The sequence below is a fragment of the Enterococcus sp. AZ104 genome (genome assembly GCF_050546705.1).
In the GTDB taxonomy this organism is placed as follows: domain Bacteria; phylum Bacillota; class Bacilli; order Lactobacillales; family Enterococcaceae; genus Enterococcus; species Enterococcus faecalis.
Map to the genome: position 1 here is coordinate 2669404 of NZ_CP172952.1, position 20257 is coordinate 2689660.

At 41.3% G+C, this 20257-nt stretch carries 12 protein-coding genes, 1 pseudogene and 1 riboswitch; of the genes and pseudogenes, 6 read left to right on the forward strand and 7 right to left on the reverse strand.

The annotated features are described in order from the left end of the window. The first annotated feature begins 348 nt into the window (after positions 1-348). Positions 349-515, forward strand: a riboswitch (M-box (ykoK) riboswitch). A 91-nt stretch (positions 516-606) separates the two neighbouring features. Together IGJ37_RS12760 and IGJ37_RS12765 are read left to right on the forward strand one after the other, a co-directional pair. Continuing rightward, on the forward strand, positions 607-2223 hold the full coding sequence (locus IGJ37_RS12760; RefSeq protein ID WP_085444189.1) for a phosphatase PAP2/LCP family protein: 1617 nt from the start codon (positions 607-609) through the stop codon (positions 2221-2223). Positions 2224-2555: 332 nt separating this feature from the next. Next, on the forward strand, positions 2556-2699 hold the full coding sequence (locus IGJ37_RS12765) for a putative holin-like toxin (RefSeq protein ID WP_002387585.1): 144 nt from the start codon (positions 2556-2558) through the stop codon (positions 2697-2699). A gap of 190 nt (positions 2700-2889) precedes the next feature. On the opposite strand, the gene IGJ37_RS12770 is transcribed toward IGJ37_RS12765, so the two are convergent. From IGJ37_RS12770 to pplA, 7 genes and pseudogenes are all read right to left on the reverse strand, one after another. Then, the gene (locus tag IGJ37_RS12770) at positions 2890-5949 is read right to left on the reverse strand and encodes a WxL domain-containing protein (protein ID WP_162784119.1); all 3060 of its coding nucleotides are present in this window, start codon (positions 5947-5949) and stop codon (positions 2890-2892) included. A gap of 211 nt (positions 5950-6160) precedes the next feature. Beyond that, a pseudogene (locus IGJ37_RS12775) lies at positions 6161-6688 on the reverse strand (WxL domain-containing protein); the annotation flags it as partial. 942 nt (positions 6689-7630) lie between these two features. Continuing rightward, entirely contained in the window at positions 7631-10975 is a 3345-nt protein-coding gene (locus tag IGJ37_RS12780; RefSeq protein ID WP_430598934.1) for a WxL domain-containing protein, read from the reverse strand. Then, complete coding sequence (locus tag IGJ37_RS12785) at positions 10962-11324, reverse strand: LPXTG cell wall anchor domain-containing protein (RefSeq protein ID WP_077932980.1); 363 nt, start codon at positions 11322-11324, stop codon at positions 10962-10964. The genes IGJ37_RS12780 and IGJ37_RS12785 overlap by 14 nt, the downstream gene beginning before the upstream one ends. Before the next feature lie 387 nt (positions 11325-11711). Then, positions 11712-12659, reverse strand: coding sequence for a 1,4-dihydroxy-2-naphthoate polyprenyltransferase (gene menA, locus IGJ37_RS12790; RefSeq protein ID WP_010821964.1), 948 nt, complete (start codon positions 12657-12659; stop codon positions 11712-11714). A gap of 13 nt (positions 12660-12672) precedes the next feature. Then, entirely contained in the window at positions 12673-13740 is a 1068-nt protein-coding gene (locus IGJ37_RS12795) for an FAD:protein FMN transferase (RefSeq protein WP_002354751.1), read from the reverse strand. A 255-nt stretch (positions 13741-13995) separates the two neighbouring features. Then, complete coding sequence (gene pplA, locus IGJ37_RS12800; RefSeq protein ID WP_002368513.1) at positions 13996-14925, reverse strand: extracellular electron transfer flavoprotein PplA; 930 nt, start codon at positions 14923-14925, stop codon at positions 13996-13998. A gap of 277 nt (positions 14926-15202) precedes the next feature. Here pplA and IGJ37_RS12805 point away from each other — a divergent pair, with 277 nt between their 5' ends. The 4 genes from IGJ37_RS12805 (at position 15203) to IGJ37_RS12820 (ending at position 19468) form a co-directional block, all read left to right on the forward strand. Further along, entirely contained in the window at positions 15203-17149 is a 1947-nt protein-coding gene (locus IGJ37_RS12805) for an NAD(P)/FAD-dependent oxidoreductase (RefSeq protein ID WP_002354747.1), read from the forward strand. A 303-nt stretch (positions 17150-17452) separates the two neighbouring features. Beyond that, positions 17453-17875, forward strand: a complete 423-nt coding sequence (locus tag IGJ37_RS12810) for a NusG domain II-containing protein (RefSeq protein ID WP_002358956.1) — start codon at positions 17453-17455, stop codon at positions 17873-17875. A gap of 11 nt (positions 17876-17886) precedes the next feature. Next, on the forward strand, positions 17887-18444 hold the full coding sequence (locus tag IGJ37_RS12815; RefSeq protein ID WP_002354743.1) for a Gx transporter family protein: 558 nt from the start codon (positions 17887-17889) through the stop codon (positions 18442-18444). Between the two features lie 37 nt (positions 18445-18481). Next, on the forward strand, positions 18482-19468 hold the full coding sequence (locus tag IGJ37_RS12820; RefSeq protein ID WP_002372605.1) for a polyprenyl synthetase family protein: 987 nt from the start codon (positions 18482-18484) through the stop codon (positions 19466-19468). The last annotated feature ends 789 nt before the right edge of the window (positions 19469-20257 follow it).

Consider the following 20257-nt stretch of genomic DNA (forward strand, 5'->3'; position numbering starts at 1 on the left):
TTTTTACTTTTTCGATAGCGACCATCAACTTTGTGCACAATTATTGTCGACATATTTATTTTAAATGAACTAGCAATTCAATAGCAACTGTCCGCCTTTTTTACTGAGAAAAACTTATAGCACTCTTATAAAAAATGTTTGTTTTTTAATTTATCATTATTGAACACCTACTATTTATAGCGATTAACCGAGAACAGCCTTGCCCACTCTTTTTTTAGAATGCTCAAGTACTGTTTTTTTTAACTGCTTCACTTCCCCACACCTTTAAATTTATTTAAAAAACAATAAATTTTCTTAAACTTCATTGTGAGAACCGCTGCATAAATTCTATACTTCTAGCGTTAGATAAAATAACCTTGTTAGGTGAGGCTCCTATCCAAACATAGGCTATTGCGCAGAAATGTCGAAAGACACCAATGTGTAAAACAGGAATGGTCGAATTAAGGCTCTTCTAAAAATAGCTAAGAGAAATCTTTACGTTGGATAGTGCTAAAGCTCAGACGATGAGAACCGATTGGCTTGCTGTGTCCTGTTTAGTCGCAAGCGCTTATTTACGATCGATGCTGGCTTAGTCTACTCTTTCAAGGGAAAAAGAAAGGGATTCTCATGCAAACATCGAATAAAAAATTTCCACTTTATGCCCTAACAACGCTTGGTTTTACTTTCCTCACTTTGTTAGTGGCGGCTAGTCCAAATTGGTTTCAACAAATGGACGAAGCTATCTATCACATCAAATGGCAATTAAATGCCCCACTTTTAACAGCGGTCAATCTGTTAGCAAAAACAGCCACAATTGGACCAATGCTGCTATTCTTCTTATTATTGATGGTTTACCTTTTACGCAAAAAAGAAAAAATTCTAGCCTTTTGGGCTGTCAGTAACCTATTAGCTGTCGGCTTCTTAGGGAGCGTTTTTAAACATGTGGTGGGTCGGGCTCGACCAAACCTAGGCGCTTTAGCTGATCGAAGCTCTGCTAGCTTTCCCAGCGGACATTCATTATTAGCAATGGCGCTAGTCTGTACGATTTTGATCATTTTGGCCTATCTTCATGTCGAAAAAACCAAAGGCATCAAAATTTTCTTACTCACTTATTTAGTTTTGATTGTGTTAGGTCGCTTAATCTTACGCGTTCATTATCCTAGTGATGTCATCGCTGGGATGCTCCTAAGTTATAGCTGGATCAACTTTTCATTTCAAATTGTTCAACGTTATTTGCCGGCATCAGAACCAGAGGAAGCAGAAGTACCGACACAACGCCGGCACCGCCATTCTCGTAAAAGAAAAAGTTTATTCGTGGTCTTCAGTTTAACCCTTTTATTTTTAGGCACACTTTCTGTTTCGGCTTACGGCGTCAGCATGTATCGCAATTTGCAAAAAACGGCGAACACCATGTATAAACCAAGAAAATCTTCCACGAAGAGTCCCGATTTAGCCAAAGGGGAGCCGGTTAGTTTCTTAATTATGGGAATTGCGAATGACTCAAAACGCAAAACCGATTACCGCTCCAACGCCTTAATGGTGGTTACAGTGAATAATCAATTACAAAAAACTACCATCACCAGCATCCCGCGCGACTACTATGTGGAAATGGCTGGCACCAATGGCGAATACAATAAAATCAATGCGGCCCACGTTTTCGGTGGTGCCGATATGCAAATTAAAACGGTTGAAAATGTCTTGCACATCCCAATCAATCATTACTTTTCAATTGATATGGATGCTATGAAGGACCTTGGCGATGCGGTGGGCGGCGTCACTGTTGACAATGCCTTTGCTTTTGACGCTGAAGGGATTCATTATCCGAAAGGCAAACAGCATTTAGGGGGCTGGGAAGCTTTACAATACGCGCGCATGCGTTACGAAGACCCCGAAGGCGACTATGGTCGTCAACGCCGCCAACGAGAAGTTTTAATCGAATTAACCAACAAGCTACTTTCTTTTAACAGCTTGCTAAAATATCAAGAAATTCTGGACGTAATCGGCGAACATGGTGAAACCGACTTGTCCTTTGACCAAATGATGGCGATGCTAAAAAAATACACCCCCGCACTAAAAACGATTGAAACCGATCAATTAAAAGGCTACGATTACACTGGCGATGGCGTGACAGGGATTGAAGGTATTTCTTATCAACTTGTTGAAGAGAGTGAACGCCAACGTGTCGAAAATGCCATCAAAGAACAAATGAACCTCTCTACGAAAGACACTGAACAATCGCAATAACGACTAAAAAGCAGCGCCCCTTAATGAAAGGGGCGCTGCTTAACTTTGCCTAGTTAGACGGTCATTTCAAAAATATTAATTTTTGTCACCGTTAGTAACGGCTCTACATCAGAGAGGTATGTTAGCGCATAGCTCTCTTTTCATTACCGTTATAGCACAATTACCTGAAAAAATATATTGGGAACTAATTATTTTTTTGTTTTACATGGTATAATCTATGTGTAGAGAAGTTATGGCGGTGGCAAGCGCACAGGAACATGCGCTTTGCAACGAGCATCGCAACAAAGTGAGAAGCATAGGAGCAGAGACTTTCCCTTTCGGTGGTGGTGCTTATGAATGTAAGTACTAAAATCTATGAAAGGAGAGGCCTTTTGTCTATCGCAGAAGCTTTAGCTCTGATGATTAGTTTCGGTTCTTTTATCGCGACTTTAATCTTCGGAATCCTAAAGGTTGTTAAAGAAGACAAGAAAAAATAACCGTCAACTTTGACCAAGTACGGTTATTTTTAAATAATCCAAAAAGTCACCGTCTTAAACGGCTCTACACTAGAGAGGTATGTTACAGCATATCTCTCTTTTCAACGCTATTATAGCACAACGACCATCAAAAGACCATCAATAAAAATGCCCGAGCCTTAGAAAAATAAGAGGCTCGGGCATTTTTATTTTAGGGGCCAGTCACTAAATTCCACGTGACGGCGGCTTGGTATTGTTGGCCAGCCATACCTTGGTTGGCTGGCACTTCTAGTTTGATGTTAGCTAACGTGAAGTCTAGTTGGTAAACGTCACTGCCTGTGAACTGTTGGTTTGCGACCACCGCTGTTGCGGTATTGTCGGCGGTTAAAGTCACGGTGCTGGTCTTGCCAAGTGGTGTCCTGGTTTCTGTTGGTTGGTTGTAATCGGTAAAGCTTGCAGCAGCGGCCGTTCCTAGCAACAAGCGGGTCGTTGTTGGCAAGCTGTCTGTGGCTGATTTCGGTTGTGACAGCTGGGCCGTTAAACTCCAATTGGCTTGGCTAGTATTCAGGCGTAAATAAGGGTTGCGAGTGCCATTGCCGTAGTAATCTGCGGCCTTCTTCAAACCATATTGTTGCTTACTTCCTGAAATTGCTAGTTTACCAAAATCAAATGTCGGGGTACTAATAAAGCCGTCGCCGTCAGGGCTCGTAATTTCTTGATCTAAATCTTTAATACGGACCGTATCTTTGGCGGTTAAGCTGCCAAAGTTGCCCGTTACCTCAACATCAGCGGTTAAAACTTGACCAGGTTGACCGGTCACGGTGGCTCCTAATATGTTCATTTTTAATTGACCGCCAGCTGGTAAAGGCTGATCCAACGTGATGGACACTCCTGCACCGGTCGTCCATTGTTCTTTGGTGACAGGAAAGGCTTTGGTGTTTTGACCCGTTCCTTGTACAAATATCGTGTTGGGTGCGCCGATGCCAGCCGCCCAAGTTGCCGTTGGCTTGATTTTAATGGTGGTTAACGGCGCTTCGCCTGTGTTCTTCAGTAGTGCTTCCCAGTAGTCCATTGTGGCGCCATTTTCGATTATGTCAACGGCACCTGTTAACGTTAGTTCCGCGGTGGGAATCGCTTCTTGGTACACAGCGGTCATGTCGTCCTCATCATTAAAAGTTGGTGTAAAACTTGGGGTCGTTGTCGTCTTTAATGTTGCTGGCTTGCTTTTGCCTTTAAACCACCCTTGGAAGATATAGGTTTTTTCACCAGCTTGGTAGATTTTCGGTAAAGTTTTTGCGGCAGTGTAGACATAGTTTTCACTGTCCATCACTAGCTGATTTCCTTGTGTAAAGCCAGTTGGTGGCGTGATTTTTGCACCACCATCATCTACAAAATGTTCAGTGACCCGCCGATTTTCTAAGTAATAATAAATGGTGCCATCGGGGGTCGATAAATTATAGTTGCCCCCAGCAGTTCCTGAATAGATACTCATTGAGTAAAGTGTCTTCGTGGGGTCCCACGTCCAGTAAGAACGGCGGGCAGTATAGCGCGTAGCACTTTTTTTGGTCAAATTATACGCAGTGGTTCCCACTAAACTACTAACAATGTTGTCGGGGTTTTCGATGCCACGGCGCACTTCATTTGGTACTGGATACTTGGTTTTATCCCCTGTATACGCAGTAGTTGGTTTAATCGAAATCGTCTGGTAATACTTAGGAATTTCAACACTCACTTCTTGCGGGCCATAAGTTAAGATTGTCCCATCGTCTGGGCGTGTGTAGACTTTTTGCGGGATGGCTAATTTCTTTAATTGACTTGCTGGCATATCGATTCCATCAATTGTGGGAAAAGTCGTCATTTCCCCTGTGGCTCCGTCACTTTCACCCATGGTCGCACTTAGCTTAAACTTGGCGGGATTAATCAAGTTTCCTTGCTCATCAACATAGCCGAATAAAGCTTCTCTCGCTGGCAACGTATAGGTTTTCATCACTGCTTCTTCATAGACCACATGCAAATCGTCATTGTCATCATAGGTCACCGCATAACTAGGCGTTTTGGTGGTTTCCAACGTGCTAGGTTTTGCATTCCCTTTGTACCAACCTTTAAATAAATACGTCTTCCCATCACTGCCTGTGTAACGTTCAGGCAAAGTGCCTTCTTGGGTAAAAGTAAAATCCTCCCCCGTCACAATGGTTTTCTTATCCTGCGTAAAACCTTCTGGCGCAGGAATCGCCCCGCCTGCGGGATTCTCAAATTTTTCCGTGACACGCCGCTTTGTTAAATAATAATACACAGGACCCGATGTTCCTCGTCTTTGGTGCGAACTAGTTGGACCGCCGACATCTCCATAAAAATAGGTCAGTGCATACGTAACGCCTCCTGGTGCCGTAGCTACCGTATATTTAAACGTCTTTTTAGGACCAAACGTCAGCTTATTGGGCATTTTTTCATTGGTTAACTCTAATTCCGTCTCCGCATTGGCGCCCACATAGTTCGTCACTTTGCCCCCAACGTTCGCAAAAACCGTTGGCACTGGATATTGCGTAGTGTCTCCTGTATAAAACGTACTTGGTCGAATGTCCAGGCTCTGATACTCCTTAGGAATAGTAAACGATACTTCAGAAACGCCATAAATATTACTTGGATCCCGATTGTTGGTATCATATTTAAAAGCTGGTGACGTTGGAATAGACAGTAACTTTCCGCCATTCACAGTGGTAGGCTCAAGGGGGGTTCGTTGTAATTTCTCTTCATAAAACGAAAACGAAGAAAGATTGACCGCCATCGTAATTCGGTCGGGATCAAACAACGTCCCGTCTTCCTCCACAAAGAAAAAGGGAATCTCGCGCCCTTCCACAGAAGAATAACCAATCGCTCGAGAAGCAATTCTTGCCGTTTCCTGTGGCGGCTCTGTTTTCGCTTCACTAGCGACCGTTGCCTGTGACTCTTCGGTTGGCTGTGTCGTCTGGCTCGCTTCGTCACTAGACTGAGATGTTGCTACTCCTTGCTCCGTCTCCCCAGTAATCGTTTCCGCTAACACAGTCACACCAACCACTGAATCCATGAACAAAGAACAACTTAACCCAACAACTAGCCATCTTTTCCAATTTACTCGCTTCATCTTGCTCCTTCTTTCTATGTAAAAATTCAATCTATAGTCTCTATAAAGTCCTTTCTTAATCAGTATCCTGTTATTATCGATACTGATAACTAGCATTTTTTTATTTATTTTACCAAAGAACACACCGCTTGAAATTTCAAATTTTGACATATTGAGTGCCGTTTTTTAGTGATTCCTATCCTTTCAAGGCTGAGCGCCTCTGTTCCCTTTGAAAACAAGTGTTATTTTAGCGAAAATCAAGGATTTAAACGCTCTTTTGATGAACTCCAACTGTTTTTTCCTTAATATTTAAACCAAAAAGCTCAAAATGTTAGTGATAACCACTAACATTTTGAGCTTTTCTCATGATAACTTAACTATTTTAAGGACCTGTAACTAGGTTCCATGTAACTGCGGCCTTGTATTGTTGCCCTTTAACACCTTGATTGGCTGGCACTTCAAGTTTGACATTATTGAAGGTGAAGTCCAACTGGTAAACATTACTACCTGTGAATTGCTTGTTGGCAATAATACTCGTCGCCGTGTTGTTGGCTGTTAAGCTAATGGCACTCGTAGTACCGACCGCATTTTTCAACTCGGTTGGTTGATTGTAATTGGTGAAGCTAGAGACAGGTGCCGCCCCTAATAATAAGCGGGTCGCTGTAGGCAAGCTGTCTGTCGCTGATTTTGGTTGCGACAGTTGCGCTGTTAAGCTCCAATTTGGTTGAGTTTTCTTAATTCGGACATACGGATTGCGTGTGCCGTTACCGTAGTAATCCGCAGCTTTTTTCAAGCTGTGTTGTTGCTTACTTCCTGCAACGCCCACTTGACCGAAATCAAAGGTTGGTACACTGATGAAGCCTTCGGTCGTTGGTGTGACTACTTCTTGATCATTTGGACGTATTCTCACGAAGTTGTCCACTGCACTATCTTTAATACCACCAAATACTACAACTTCTGCTTTCAAAACAGTGTTTGTTTTCCCTGTTGCGCGAGTTGTGAAAGCAATTGAAACTTTTTTGCCGATAGGAACGGCATTTGGTAAAGAAACCCCATTTGTCCAAAGTGTACTATTTACTGGGATTGATTTTGTCGTTTCTCCTTCTGGTGTCACTTCCATGAAGGTCGGGATCGTCAGACCAGCTGACCAATTGGGCCCTTTTTTCAAGGTGAGATTCTGTAAGGGTGCTTTGCTGGTATTCGTGATCGTTGTTGTCCAGATTACATTGGTATTCGTATCGATCACTTCTTTTGGTCGAGTTAATGTGACACTAGCCGTTGGTATTTCTTCCTTATACATGGCGGTCATATCGTCATTGCCATCAAAAGTCGCATTAAACGTTGGTGTTGTGGTTTTGTTCAAGGTACTTGGCTTGGTTTTCCCTTTATACCACCCTTGGAACGTATAGGTCTTGCCACCTGCAGTATACGTCGCTGGTAAAGCTTTTGCGGCTGTGTACTTGAAGGTGTTACTGTTCATTGGTACTTGGTTGCCTTGGGTGAAACCTGTTGGTGCAGTAATCTTGGCACCGTTGGCATCGACAAAGTTTTCGGTAACTTGTTTCCGTGTGACTTTGTAGACAAGTTTCGTTTGATTCGCAGGACTTTCATTAAACAGTGCCATCATTAAAAGTAAGCTAATTCCTGAAGAACTATAGCCTAAGTTTATGTTGAAAAATCGATTATTTGCATTATAAAAATAGGTTCCGTCTGAGCTAAAATTGAGCGAGTTAATCTGTTCTGTAGTCATATTATACTCTGTTGGTGCGACATTAGGATCAAAAATCGTGGAACTGCCGCTAGTGTACTTATGACCATAATAGTTCAACGGGCTACTTTGAGCGGTATCTATTTAAATACCATCTATATATTTTAATTGTTGGTCGATTGTCAATTTATCAACATGGAATCGTAATCTATTGGTAGAGCTAATCGGCAGACCATTATTGTATTTTTTTAACAACTCTTGGGACAAAGGAATACTGCCATTATTGATACTTACCGTATATTGCCCATTGCCATTATTTTTTGAGGTCACGTCATATAAATTATTAATTACATTGTCACTCGTACTTTGTACATAATACTTACCACTAAAAGTTAACGCCGGTGTGAAAGCCCCGCCTTTTTCATTCACAAAGTTCATATCGACTGATGGATACAATGTCGTAACTGTTTCTTCCTCATACACCACATTCAAGTCATCATTATCATCGTAGGTCACTTGATAACTTGGCGCTTTGGTAGTTGTCAATGTGTTGGGTATGGACTTGCCTTTGTACCAACCTTTGAACTTGTAGGTCTTACCACCTGTTGTATAGGTGTCTGGTAAGGTACCTGCTTGTTTGAAGGTGTAGGCATCGCTTGTGATTGCCGTTTTTTTGCCTTGGGTGAAACCTGTTGGCGGTGTGATTTTAGCACCGCTTGTGTCTACGAAGTTCTCGGTGACACGGCGATTTTCTAAGAAATAATACATGGTGTCGTCTGTAGTGTAGTAAGCAGGTGCATTTCCTGCATTTGCTGTTGATAAAATTAAGTCAAATACGGTTTTAGTTGTATCTGTCTCCCAGAAGAGTTGTCGTAGTCGATAAGAATGAGCGGTTGTCGTTGTAGCTAAAGTATACTCACTACCATCTGTTGCTAAACGATCATCAGGTAAGACACCACCTACGTATCTCATTCTTGTTGTAGCAATTGGATAAGCGGTACTAGAGCCTGTATAATATGTCCCAGGCTTAACTGTTGGCAACTTATACCGTTTAGGAACAGTTACACGGAAATTTGTACCACCAGAATAAGCAGAACTAACCGTTGGTGTATACGTTAGTTGTTGGCTCGGAATCGTTAACTGTTTCAAGTTACCATTGTTCACACCACTAGCTGTGCCGACTTGTTTCGGCGTACCATTCATGACAGTTGTTAAATTAGTTGTCATGTTAAAATTCGTTGGTGCGACTAAAGCACCTTTTTCATCGACAAAACCAAATTTATACGTAACTGCTGGAATCGTGGTGGTCTTTTCTTTTGTTTCCTCATACACCACATTCAAATCGTCATTATCATCATAGGTTACCCCATAACTTGGCGCTTTCGTCGTTTTCAAGGGCTCGGTTTTGGTTTTCCCTTTGTACCAGCCTTTGAACTTGTAGGTCTTACCGCCTGTTGTGTAGGTGTCGGGTAAGGTGCCTGCTTGTTTGAAGGTGAAAGCATTGCTGGTCATTGGTGTTTTCTTATTTTGAGTAAACCCTGTTGGTGGTGTAATGGCTACGCCACTAGTATTTACGAACTTTTCGGTGACTTGTTTCCGTGTGACTTTGTAGTTCATTGTTTGTTTATACGTAGAAGTCCCATCAAAGCCAATTAATACCATTTGCTTTTCTGGAGGATTATCAGAGACCGCCACTCTTAATAATCGAGGATAGGTTGTATTGGAACTACCTGCACCAAAGGTTGTTTTCATAGCAAATTTATTATCTGTTCCTTTTTTAAAGCCTTTATCTACGGCATTTAAAAAAGTAGGGTCCCCATTATTGAAAACAGGATTGACTCCCACATAACCAATAGGATACCTTGCTACAGGAATTTCTGTAGTTGTTGCTTCAATCTTATCGACATAATTCAACGTATTCGTGATGGTGATATCATCAATTGTATAGCCACGAAGATTATAAATATCACTGACTTGTGTATCAAAATTTGCAGGCATAGCGACTCGTGATTGTGTTCCTATTTTATACTTGTTGTTTTTTGAAGTATCTTTTGTCCCAACAATTGGTGTACGTGTTCCCGTTTGATTTATCGTGTTATCCGCTTTTCTTAAAAATTGAGTATAGTTACCAGAAAATGTTAATGGCTCATTGAATGCTTGACCATTTTCATCGACAAATTCTGCATAGAAACCTGGATAAACCCACGTATCTTGTGGAATCAATTCCTCATACACCACATTCAAGTCATCATTCCCATCATACGTCACCGCATAACTTGGCGCTTTCGTGGCGGTCAAGGTACTTGGTTTGGTTTTGCCTTTGTACCAGCCTTTGAACTTGTAGGTCTTACCACCTGTTGTATAGGTGTCTGGTAAGGTGCCTGCTTGTTTGAAGGTGAAAGCATTGCTGGTCATTGGTGTTTTCTTATTTTGAGTAAACCCTGTTGGCGGTGTAATAGCTACGCCACTAGTATTTACGAACTTTTCGGTGACTTGTTTACGTGTGACTTTGTAATTCACTGTTTGGCGATACATCGTAGTACCGTCAAACCCAAATAGTATTGGCCTACTCGGTGTGTCTCCACTACTTACTTGCAACAAATTCACCAAACCACTATTATCCGTATGAAGTGTTGAACTCAGAAAAAAAATGTTTGCACTACTTTTAGAAAATATAGAACTTCTTGCCCCAATTCCAATCGAACCATCGTTACCAAACTGTACTGTCTCAGGTGTCTGTTGAGCACTGTATTTGGTCAACCATAACTGATTTGAAGTACCTGAAGTATTAATACTGTCAACGTATTTTAGCGTATTATCAATTTTTAGCAAATCAATTGCATATCCCTTCAAGTTATAACCAGTTGGTAAATCTGTAAAGAAATTATATGGTAAAGGAACTGCTTGGCTGACCGCCACTTGGTATTGACCACCACCTACATTAGAAGAAGTAATTGGATAACTAACAGGGTCTGGGCTTCCGCCCCATTGATTATTAACATTACGGAACACATTAAGATATCTTCCTGACAACATTAAGTTTTCATCAGTAAAGGCTTTCCCTGTTTCATCCGTAAAAGCAAAGGTCATTCTCGGATAAATCACTTGATTATTCGGCACCCAACGTGGTGAAATGCTCTTTTGTAGGTCATTTTCACTACTAGTTGCTGGTGTTTCTGCTTGTTCCACTTCTGCTTGCGGTTCTTCTTTCTGCTCTTCTTTTACTTCTGTTTCTGCTTGTTTCTCCGCTTCTTTCGTTGCTTCTTCCTGACTCGTGTCAGTCGTTACTTGACTATTTTCCGTACTGGCTTTCGTTGTTTCTTCCTTCACGCTACTTGCTGGTGTTTCTTCCTTGGCACTACTTTCGGCGGTCGGACTACTTTCAATCGTCACGGTTTCCGCAACTGCCGTCACGCCAGAAAAGGCATTCACTAGCAAAGAACTACATAAGCCAATAGCTGCAATACGTTGCCATTTATTTCGCTTCATGTCGTCCCCTCTTTCTATGTACGATTCCCGCCAAGCCAATTAAGGCGAAGCCGAGAATGCTCAAATTTGCCTGACTCTTGCTCCCTGTACGAGGGAGCTGCGAGCCAGTTGTGGTGGTCTGTGTCGAACCACCACTTCGTTGACCTCCTTGCGGGGGACCAGCTGGTTCCTTGGGATCAGCAGCTGGCGCATCTGTTTTCGGTGGGGGATCTTTAGGAGCGGGTGTTCTCGGATTTTGGTAAAATTCAATCCCCACCGAACTAGAACCACCATCAGACGCTTCAACATTTATAAAAAAACTAGGAGAAGATAGTAGACACACAATCATTAAATAACGCTTTTTTTTCATTGAAAAACCTCCTTTTAACTCGCTAGCCTTTCTTGCCCTTTTACACAAGAAAGACAAAACAACCTTTTGTTACTCCTCTATAATAACAAAGAAACCCCCAGCAGAAATTGACGATTTTTTCGCACCCCATGCGAAAATTTTGAAGATTCCTATTCTGACAAGGGTTACAACAGCTGTTATTTAATAATCGGCTCAAAAAAAGGGCGATTTCGGCAAATTTTTACCAAAATCCCCTGACAAAATTTTAAGATTCCGCTATTTTTAACAAGAAAAGCTCAAAATGTTAGCAACGAATACTAACATTTTGAGCTTTGTTTGATTGTTTTGACGCAGGCCTCTGAAAAAAAACAGTATTTTTTTCGCCCAGCCCGCTATTTTTCCGCAAGACTAACCAAGTAAGGCGCTAATGAATAGCCCTAAGGCATAGGTGCCATTGAAAACCATTAAGTTCTTAATGGAATGACGGAAACTTTTCGGCTGCGGCAATTCTTGTTTAAACGTTTGAATATTTTTCCAAATGACAGGCAAAGTGGCAAACGTGATTAACACAGGCCATTGATAAATACCACTAATGAAGCCGAATAAAATCACCAGATAACCAGCTAGCGCTAACACTTGAAACAGCACAATCCCTGCTGGGCGCCCAATATAATAGACTAATGTATAACGGTGGTTCTCAATATCCGTGTCTAAGTCCCGTAAATTGTTGGCGAGCATGATGTTAGCAATCGAACAGACCAAGGGTAAGGACGCCACGACAATCGCAAGTACCGCCCAGAGATTGCCGTCTAAACGAAAGGCGCCGCTAGCGAAATCGACCGTTAAGTAAAAAGGCGGATTGGTGACGACGTTCAAGTAAACGGTTAAGACGAAGATGCCTAAGCCCATCGTGAAGCCACTGAAAATTTCTCCCAAGGGCATGCGGGATAACGGAATCGGTCCATACGTGTAGAAAATACCGATGAAGCAGCAAATCCCGCCTAATACGAGGAAGAGCCAGCCTGTTTGAACCGTTAAGTAAGCACCCACAACGGCAGTGAAGGCAATCATGGCGAAAATCATGTTGCGGACCAGTTGTGGTGAAACGCCTGATTGTCCGATAATGTTTTCTTCATACTTGTAGACGTCCGATTTGGCTTTTTTGAAGTCCATGTAATTATTAATGGCGGTGGTGGCCATATCAAAGACCACCATACCAATGAAGAAAACCAGCGTGTTGCCCCACTGAACTTCCCCAAAATAGGTCATTGAAAACAAGACCCCGATAATAAAGGGAAAGAGACTGGCAAGCTTCGTCTGAATTTCCACTACTTTTAAAAACACATTTAAAGACATTTTTAGTCGCTCCTTATTTCAAATCGGCCCGATTCCCCATCGTATAGCCAGAGTCTTTGCCGATTTCAAAGTTGCCTTCGATATCTTTGCTGATGTAGACTTTGTCGTCTTTTGTGACGAAAATGGCATCGGTTCCTTTCAGACTTTCGACATATTCTAGTCCTTTTTTGACGCCCATTGAGAAGACGGCTGTTGAGAGACCATCACCATCGATGGATTTGTCGGTGATAATGGTGACACCTGCGATGTCGTTATCAAACGGATAGCCAGTTTCACGATCGAAGAGATGGTGGTACGTTTTGCCATCGACTTTTAAGTAGCGTTCATAAATTCCTGATGTGACTAAGGTTTTGTTGCTTTCTTTGACTTGACCTAAGACTGTGTTGCGGGCTTTATTCGGATCTTGAATCCCGACTGTCCAATCCATGTCTTTGCCACGTGGGCTGTGTCCTAAGACGTAAACATTCCCGCCTAAATCGACGATAGCGGTGGTGACGCCGTTGTCTTTGAGGACTTTCACGACTTCGTCGGTGATGAAGCCTTTGGCAATTGCGCCTAAATCCAATTGCATGCCTTTTTCTTCAAGGTAAACGGTTTGCTCTTTGTCGTTGAATTTGACTTTCGTGTAATCAACGAGTTTCAAGGCTTGATCAATTTCGGCTTGGCTTGGTTTGCGGGCATCATCGAAGCCAATGTGCCACATAGAGGTGATTGGGCCAATTGCCATGTCGAAGCCGCCGCGGGAGTCTTTGCTGTATTCATAGGCTTTTTTCAACAAAGGATACAGGTCATCTGAGACTTTGACCGGTTTCACGCCTGCTTCTTGGTTGATTTCATCAATTTCTGAACCTGGTTGGTTGACTGTGATTTTATCGCCTAGTTCTTTGACACGGGCAAAGGCTTTCGGTAAGACGTCTTCTTTGCCATCATCGTAGATGCGAATTTGAACGTAGGTACCAAGCATTGTTTGACGGTCAGAGTATGGTTCTGTATTAATTTTCGCTTCTGGTTTTGAGGAACAAGCAGCTGCCACAAATAGCACTGCTAGAACACTCACCATGAGCAGAAGTTTCTTTTTCATAGGATTCCCTCTTCTTTCCTTCTTTAATTAAAAAATAAGTTCTCTTGCATAGTAGCCTTTTTTGGAAAAAATGAAAAGTCTTTCTCTTGGAAATTCACAAATTTCTGTGAAAAAATTTGTGAAATGATGGACAGAACTAGCGAAGAAAAAGGGGGCGGGAAAGTCAGCCAACCGACTTTTTCCCAACCCCTCAATGGTGTCAAGTAATTGCTGAAAAGCGTTTCAGGAACTACTTCACGATTCATTTATTATTACTTATTTTGTTACGATGTTGTCAACAACGATTTCAGTTGTGTCGCCTTTTTCAGCAGCGTTCACTAATTGTTGTGCGTAGTTGATGAATGAATGTGTGCTGTGTGTTGCACCAGTTACCACTTCAACACCTGCAGGTGAGCCGTCTTCTTCGCCCATTGCTTTAACAAATTCTTTGTTTAATGTTTCGATATATTCTTTTGGTCCAACGCCAGCAACGTCTTTCATTTTGCTTTCGTATTCAGTGTCATCTTTTTTAGATTTGCCGTCAGCGTTCACGTTATCGTAGTTAGATTCAGTCACTTTACCATCTTTTACAGTCATTGAGAATGTTGTGTGGTAGCCGTTTGAGTCATTTTTTTCTTTCAATGAGTACGTACCATCTTTCAATGTTGCCCCATTGTCGATTTCGATTGTGTCTGTGTTACCAGCTTGTGCTGCTTGGATCAATTGTTGAGCGTAGTTTTGGAATGATTCAGATGAATGAGTCGCACCAGTTACTACTTCCACACCGCTTGCGCTTTGTGCTTTAACAAAAGAATCGTTTAATTGTTTGATGTATTCTTTTGGTCCAACACCAGATTTTGCTTTCATGCTTTCTTCATACTTAGTGTCTTCTGTTTTAGATTTGCCGTCAGCATTGATGTTGTCATATTTAGATTCAGTGATTTTGCCGTCTTTTACAGTCATTTCAAAGACTGCACGGTAACCATTTTTTTCATTTTTTTCTTCTAATTTATACGTACCATCTTTTAAATCGCCACCGGCAACTTTTTTCGCTGGTGCTGATGATTCCGTTGATTTTTTCGTTTCTGAAGATGCTGCGCTAGAAGAGTTCGTTGTGTTGTCTTTCTTGTCTGCGCCACAGCCTGCTAATACTAAACTAAATAATGCAATTGCCGCAAAACCTTTAACAAATTTATTCACTTTCATTGATAGTCACCTTTTCTTTCATGATTTTCACAAACATCAAAAGTTTGTGATACATTACACATTATAATGGTTTTAAAAACGTTGTCAAGACCATCCCCTAAAAATATTTACATTTCGGTCTTTTTTTCATCAAAAACTCATCGTTGGAGTAAATTTGTTGACAATTAAAATTTATATTAGACAAATTCGTGAAATACTTATATAATGTTAGTCGATTGTGTACTTATTAATCATTATCACTATTTTACTACTTACAATATTAAGGAGCGGATTGTCAATGACAAAGCAAAATATTGTCGTTGTAGGTGCTGGGTATGCTGGCGTTTCAGCTACTAAATTTCTAGCAAAGAAATTTAAAAAAGATACGGACGTAACAATCACATTGATTGATCGCCATTCTTACCACACTATGATGACCGAATTGCATGAAGTAGCAGGCGGACGTGTTGAACCAGAAGCAATTCAATACGACTTACAACGTTTGTTCTCACGCAAGAAAAACGTAAAATTGGTAACAGATACTGTTACTGGGATCGACAAAGAAAACAAAGTTGTGAAAACTTTAGCAGGTTCTTATCCATTTGACCAGTTAATTCTGGGTATGGGTGGCGAACCAAACGACTTTGGAACACCAGGCGTGAAAGAAAATGGTTTCACCTTATGGTCATTTGATGATGCAGTGAAAATTCGTCATCACATTGAAGCAACCGTTGCTAAAGCAGCCATCGAACCAGATGCTGAAGTACGCAAAGCAATGTTAACATTCGTTGTCTGCGGTTCTGGTTTTACTGGGATCGAAATGGTCGGCGAATTAATCGATTGGAAAGATCGTTTAGCGAAAGATGCCAAAATTGATCCAGACGAAATTACATTAATGGTTGTTGAAGCAATGCCAACCATCTTAAACATGTTATCTCGTAACGATGCTGCCAAAGCAGAACGTTATCTAGAAAAGAAAAATGTTCAATTATTATTGAACTCACCAATCGTTGAAGTTGCAGCAGATCACATTAAATTAAAAGATGGTTCTGAAGTACCAACGCATACGTTAATCTGGACAGCTGGTGTGAAAGCAACTTCTGATGCCGCTGACTTTGGTTTAGAAGCAGCACGTGGTAGTCGTTTAGTTGCGAATGAATACATGCAAGCAAAAGGTTACGAAGACAAAAACATTTATATCATTGGTGACTTGGTTTATTACGAAGAAACACCAAATACACCAACTCCTCAAATCGTTCAAGCAGCTGAACAAACAGGTCATACTGCGGCTGCCAACATCGTTGCAGATATTAAAGGTGGCGAAAAACACGCCTTTAAAGGAAACTACCAAGGATTCATGGTTTCCATCGGCGCGAAATGGGGCGTTGCCAACTTATTCGATAAAATTCATTTGAGTGGTTTCTTAGCCATCATTATGAAACATATCGTTAACTTGAAATACTTCTTTGATATTCGTTCTGGTTACTACATGTTCCAATACATTATGCACGAAATCTTCCATATTAAAGATGATCGTTCTGTTGCTCGCGGACATACGTCTCGTTACGGCAATGTCTTGTGGAGTGTTCCGCTACGTGTTTTCTATGGTATGGTTTGGTTAGTCGAATCAATGAAGAAAATTGTCGGCAACGGCGATTACTTGAAACCAAGCACTTGGTTTGGTGATGGTTCTTGGTTCACAGATAAAGTCGTTTTCCCATTCCCTTGGTTACAAGAACAAGTAACAACAGGTGCTTCTCAAGCAACTGAAACAGCAACAACTGCTGCAAGTGGTGCGGCGGATGCGGCGGCAAGCGGTGGTGCCGATGCGGCAACACAAGCAGCGCACTTTGGTTTAAGCTACGCTTACGGCGAAACACCAATGCAAGTGTTTGATCACATGCCTAAATGGTTCGAAAGCGTAATGAAATTTATGATGCCAAACCAAGAAGTTGCTTTGTTCATGCAAAAATTCATGACAATCGTTGAAGTATGTATTGCTTTAGCATTGATTGCTGGTTTATTCACTTGGTTATCAAGTGCTGCTACAATTGGTTTAACAATTGCCTTCTGTTTATCTGGCATGTTCTATTGGGTAAATATCTGGTTTATCTTTGTCGCTTTTGCTTTGATGAACGGTTCAGGCCGTGCTGTCGGTTTAGACCGCTGGGTAATTCCATGGATTCAACGCAAACTTGGTAAAGCGTGGTATGGTACCCCGAAAGCTAGATACGGCGGTAAGTAAGCAATCGATAATCGATTGACAACTACGAGCAAAAGCTGAGACACATGTCTCCAGCTGACTATCATAGGATTTAGTATGTGGGACAGCAGTCAAGCATGACTTTTGTCCCACATATTTTCTTTTATATAATATGGTGGCTCAACTGAGGTCGGGACAGAATCGTTTATTTCCGAAGGAGTTGGTTCTGTTCCCGCCGTTTATCAGTTTTTGAGCTTGGAACAAAAATTCAAAATAATTTTTGTTCCAAGCTCGTTCACTGTGTTATGATAGACAAGAAAAAAACACCAAAGGAGAGAGAAGAAAATGACGATCAAAGAATTCATTAAGAAGAGTCGCTTGAAAACATGGGACGTTATTATTATTGCTGTTTTAGTTCTTGGTTCTTTTCTGCCCCTTGTTGTTTTTGCCATGCAAAACCGTGGTCAAGAAGCGGCTACGTATCAAGCAGTCTTGAAAGTAGACAACAAAGTAATCAAAGTCTTTGACTTAAAAAAGGACGGCCCGCATTATACATATAAATACGAAGCAAAAGACGGTGATTACAACCTGATTGAAGTAGATGGTGATCGTATCCGCGTGAAGGAAGCCAACTGTGCTGACTTAGTGGATGTTCGACGAGGCTGGATTTCCAAACCTGGTGAAACCCCGATTGCCTGTCTACCCCACAATTTGTTTATCACCGTGGAAGCTTCTGATGGGAGTGAAGACGGTAGCTTAATTTATTAAGCACGACAACTATGAGCAAATTACACAAGAATATTTATATTGCTATGCTCGTTGCCCAAGGGGTCATTATTGGTTTAATCGAAAATATGATTCCTTACCCTTTCGCATTTGCTCCTGGGGCAAAGCTCGGTCTAGCAAATTTAATTACCATTATTGCGATTTTCACCATGCGTAAGCGTGATAGTTTTTTCCTGGTCTGTTTACGTTTGATTTTAACGACATTACTAGGCGGCACACTTTCGACCTTTTTCTATAGTGCCAGTGGTGCCTTATTAAGTTATTTCGGCATGTTACTTGTCAAGCAGCTGGGGCCAAAACGGGTCAGCATTATCGGGATTAGTGCCGTTGGTGGTTTCTTACACAACGTTGGTCAGTTGCTAACGACCTCTTTCTTTGCTCATTCGTGGGCGCCGATGCTGTACTTACCATTTTTATCTCTGTTTGGGTTACTTTCGGGGATTGCCATTGGGATTGCCGCTAATTATTTACTACAACATGTCCAGACGTTACGAAAATTCCAACTGAATTATGAACAAACAACGAAACATAAGTGGAGTCAATTTTTCTAATTGAAAACCTGTCCGCCACAATTAAAGGAGTCATCTTATGAATATACATCCTATGTGGAATACCTATCCTACGTTATCAAAAGAATTAACAACTACTCTTCGCTTGATGGAACAAGCGGTTCAAATCGATAATCAAGAGATTCAAGCTGCTGTCCATGACATGATTCATTCTGGCGGCAAATTGCTACGTCCAGCCTACCAACTGTTGTTCTCTTATTTTGGTGAACAGCGGGACCCTAAAAAGGCGACAGCGTTAGCGGCTTCCATTGAATTACTGCATACCGCCACGTTAGTTCACGACGATATTGTCGATGAAGCTGATACGCGTCGTGGCTTGCCAACATTGCGTTCGCGCTTTGGAAATAGCACAGCCGTGTATACAGGCGATTATCTTTTTGTTTGCTGTTTCAAGCTCTTATCTGATTATTCTTCTTCATTAAAAAGCATTCAATTAAATTCGCGCAGTATGGAAAAAGTCCTGACTGGTGAGCTTGGTCAAATGGACAATCGCTATAATTTCGAGGTAACGATTGACCAATATTTAAAAAACATTTCCGGGAAAACTGCGGAACTGTTTGCGCTAAGTTGTTTTGTCGGTGCCTATGAAAGTGGCACCTCCCAACGTTTTGCCAAACGTTGTGGTGAAATCGGCGAAAATATCGGACTGGCTTTTCAAATTATTGATGATATTTTGGACTATACACAAACTGCCGATGCTATCGGCAAACCCGTCTTAGAAGACGTACGTCAAGGCGTGTATTCTTTGCCCTTGATTTATGCACTTGAAGCCAATCGTGAAGTCTTGTTGCCACTTTTAATGAAAAAAGAAGCCTTGACCGATGAAGAAACACAGGAAATTTATCGTCTTGTCCATGAACTAGGTGGCGTAGAAAAGGCCCAAGAATTAGCCACTCATTACACAGAAAAAGCGCTGAAAGAAATCAGCAAACTTCCTGAAACAAAGGCCCAAGCGAAAGAACAATTGTATGAAATTACACAAACGATTTTGACAAGAGAAAATTAAAAAAGCCGCTGGATCCTATTGAGGATTTAGCGGCTAGCTTTTTAGGTGATACCTTGCTATAATAAACACGAAGAGAGCGTACTAGACATACGCTCTCGGGTAGACCGTTTAAGACGGTAGCTTGATTTTAATACGGAAATAAACCCGTCAATCTTCGCTAAAGGTTATGACGGGTTTATTTTTTGTCGTTTTTATTACTGATTTTGACAATTAATGTTGCGAAAGCAATCGCAAGCATCAATGCTTCAAAGACAGTCACTACTATTCCTTTCTAGGGAAAGAGCAAACAAGCAAAAACATTGGCAGTCCCCCTTTTTTTGAGAAATTGCCACCGTCATAAACTTCCTACTTGTGTAGTATAACACATTTGTACTTTGTTAGAAGGCGCTTACTTTTTTATTTACTATTCGACTTTTCCGTTTCAACTTGCTATAATAAACACAAAGAGAGCGTACTAGACATACGCTCTCGTGTAGACCGTTTAAGACGGTAGCTTTAATTTATTGGTTAATAAACCCGTCAATCTTCGCTAAAAGTTATGACGGGTTTATTTTTTGTCGTTTTTATTACTGATTTTGACAATTAATGTTGCGAAAGCAATCGCAAGCATCAATGCTTCAAAGACAGTCACTACTATTCCTTTCTAGGGAAAGAGCAAACAAGCAAAAACATTGGCAGTCTCCCTTTTTTGAGAAATTGCCACCGTCATAAACTTCCTACTTGTGTAGTATAACACATTTGTACCTTCCTAGAATACGCTTACTTTCTTGATTATTCAACAGCCGCTTT